The sequence below is a fragment of the Acinetobacter terrae genome (assembly GCF_013004375.1).
Lineage (GTDB): Bacteria > Pseudomonadota > Gammaproteobacteria > Pseudomonadales > Moraxellaceae > Acinetobacter > Acinetobacter terrae.
The window spans coordinates 1-3,497 of the sequence record NZ_JABERI010000013.1 but is presented as its reverse complement, the minus strand read 5'-3'; the positions used below and the strand labels follow the sequence as shown (position 1 = coordinate 3,497).

The window sequence follows — 3,497 nt, the reverse complement described above, 5'->3', positions numbered from 1 at the left end:
GGAATAATGAGCTGGCGATGACTTACTCTCACATGGGTAACCCCACACTACCATCAGCGCAAAGAGGTTTCACTTCTGAGTTCGGGAAGGGATCAGGTGGTTCACTCTTGCTATTGTCGCCAGCACAACTGTTTATGATTACTCGCTATGGTCTTATTTACACTGTGTGTATGCCTAGCTTTGGTCAAAAGAGTTATTAACAGATATATTTGAGTCAAAGTTTAAGGACTAGCGTCAGCCAAATCAAGCGTTTTGCTTAGAAATCTTTCGAAACAACAACTGTTTGGGTGTTGTATAGTCAAGCCTCACGAGTAATTAGTATTGGTCAGCTTCATGCATCACTGCACTTCCACATCCAACCTATCAACGTTGTAGTCTTCAACGGCTCTTTAGAGGACATAAAGTCCTTGGGAAATCTTATCTTGAGGTAGGCTTCCCGCTTAGATGCTTTCAGCGGTTATCCCTTCCAAACATAGCTACCCGGCGATGCCACTGGCGTGACAACCGGTACACCAGAGGTTTGTCCACTCTGGTCCTCTCGTACTAGGAGCAGATCCTCTCAAATTTCCAGCGCCCACGGTAGATAGGGACCGAACTGTCTCACGACGTTCTAAACCCAGCTCGCGTACCTCTTTAAATGGCGAACAGCCATACCCTTGGGACCTGCTTCAGCCCCAGGATGAGATGAGCCGACATCGAGGTGCCAAACACCGCCGTCGATATGAACTCTTGGGCGGTATCAGCCTGTTATCCCCAGAGTACCTTTTATCCGTTGAGCGATGGCCCTTCCATACAGAACCACCGGATCACTAAGACCTACTTTCGTACCTGCTCGACTTGTGGGTCTCGCAGTTAAGCGCGCTTTTGCCTTTATACTCTACGCGTGATTTCCGACCACGCTGAGCGCACCTTCGTACTCCTCCGTTACTCTTTAGGAGGAGACCGCCCCAGTCAAACTACCCACCAGACATGGTCCTCGCTCCAGATTATGGAGCAGAGTTAGAACCTCAATATTACCAGGGTGGTATTTCAAGATTGGCTCCACCAGAACTAGCGTCCTGGTTTCAAAGCCTCCCACCTATCCTACACAAGTAAGATCAAAGTTCAATGTCAAGCTGCAGTAAAGGTTCACGGGGTCTTTCCGTCTAGCCGCGGGTACACCGCATCTTCACGGCGAATTCGATTTCACTGAGTCTCTGCTGGAGACAGCGCCCCCATCATTATGCCATTCGTGCAGGTCGGAACTTACCCGACAAGGAATTTCGCTACCTTAGGACCGTTATAGTTACGGCCGCCGTTTACTGGGGCTTCGATCAAGAGCTTCGCTTACGCTAACCCCATCAATTAACCTTCCAGCACCGGGCAGGCATCACACCCTATACGTCCACTTTCGTGTTTGCAGAGTGCTATGTTTTTAATAAACAGTTGCAGGGGCCTGGTTTCTGTGGCTGTCAACCGCTCATCCCGCAAGGGGAATCACCGTCGACAGCGTACCTTCTCCCGAAGTTACGGTACCATTTTGCCTAGTTCCTTCAGCAGAGTTCTCTCAAGCGCTTTGGTCTACTCGACCTGACCACCTGTGTCGGTTTCGGGTACGATTCCTGTGTAACTGAAGCTTAGAGACTTTTCCTGGAAGTATGGTATCAGCCACTTCGCTGTACAAGTACAGCTTGCTATCAGTTCTCAGCATAGAGCACCCCGGATTTGCCTAAGATGCATGCCTACTACCTTTCACCTGGACAACCATCGCCAGGCTGACTTAACCTTCTCCGTCCTCTCATCGCATTACACAGAAGTATTGGAATATTAACCAATTTCCCATCGACTACGCCTCTCGGCCTCGCCTTAGGGGTCGACTCACCCAGCCCCGATTAACGTTGGACTGGAACCCTTGGTCTTTCAGCGTGCGAGTTTTTCACTCGCATTGTCGTTACTCACGTCAGCATTCGCACTTCTGATACCTCCAGCAGACTTCTCAATCCACCTTCATCGGCTTACAGAACGCTCCCCTACCACGTGCAATAAATTGCACATCCGCAGCTTCGGCATATAGTTTTAGCCCCGTTACATCTTCCGCGCAGGCCGACTCGACTAGTGAGCTATTACGCTTTCTTTAAAGGGTGGCTGCTTCTAAGCCAACCTCCTAGCTGTCTATGCCTTCCCACATCGTTTCCCACTTAACTATAATTTTGGGGCCTTAGCTGGCGGTCTGGATTGTTTTCCTCTTGACTACGGACGTTAGCACCCGCAGTCTGTCTCCCGGATAGTACTCATTGGTATTCGGAGTTTGCATCGGTTTGGTAAGTCGGGATGACCCCCTAGCCGAAACAGTGCTCTACCCCCAATGGTATTCGTCCGAGGCGCTACCTAAATAGCTTTCGGGGAGAACCAGCTATCACCGAGTTTGATTAGCCTTTCACCCCTATCCACAAGTCATCCCCTGGCTTTTCAACGACAGTGGGTTCGGTCCTCCAGTTAGTGTTACCCAACCTTCAACCTGCTCATGGATAGATCACCCGGTTTCGGGTCTACACCCAGCAACTGAACGCCCTATTAAGACTCGGTTTCCCTACGGCTCCCCTATACGGTTAACCTTGCTACTGAATGTAAGTCGCTGACCCATTATACAAAAGGTACGCAGTCACCGGACACAATGCCGGCTCCCACTGCTTGTATGCATGCGGTTTCAGGATCTATTTCACTCCCCTCACAGGGGTTCTTTTCGCCTTTCCCTCACGGTACTGGTTCACTATCGGTCAGTCAGGAGTATTTAGCCTTGGAGGATGGTCCCCCCATATTCAGACAAGGTTTCACGTGCCTCGCCCTACTCGACATCATCATATAAGCCCTTTCGTGTACAGGACTATCACCCACTACGGTTGCACTTCCCAGAGCATTCCACTAGAACTTATATGACTTAATGGGCTTTTCCCCGTTCGCTCGCCGCTACTAAGGGAATCTCAATTGATTTCTTTTCCTAAGGGTACTGAGATGTTTCACTTCCCCTCGTTCGCCTTGCATGACTATGTATTCATCATGCAATACCTACCTTATGGTAAGTGGGTTTCCCCATTCAGAAATCTCCGGATCACAGGATATTTGCCGCCTCCCCGGAGCTTATCGCAGGCTATTACGTCTTTCATCGCCTCTGACTGCCAAGGCATCCACCACATGCACTTAATTACTTGACTATACAACCCCAAACAGTCGTTAATCCCTACAAGCAGGATTAAGACAGATCATCATGATTACTCATCACAATCGTACAGTTTGTTGTCCGTAGATTGAACTACAGTACAGCTTCTATTAGATTCATATACCAAAACGCTTGATTCAGTTAATCGCTAGTTCTCAGTTCTTCATTTCACCTAACAGTAACAAGTTACTGCTAAATTCAATTCAGTTCTGAGCCTTAAACAATTTATTTCAACTCAAATATAATCTGTTAATGATTTTTCTAGCCTTCGTCAGGTCTAGAAACCGTGATAAATCACAGA

The 3,497-nt window shown here is 48.5% G+C and carries 2 rRNA genes; both read right to left on the bottom strand.

From position 1 onward, the window contains the following. Window positions 1-9 precede the first annotated feature (9 nt). Window positions 10-124, bottom strand: a 5S ribosomal RNA gene (rrf, locus tag HLH14_RS07120). Between the two features lie 170 nt (window positions 125-294). Beyond that, window positions 295-3,191: ribosomal RNA gene (locus tag HLH14_RS07115) — 23S ribosomal RNA — on the bottom strand. Window positions 3,192-3,497 lie beyond the last annotated feature (306 nt).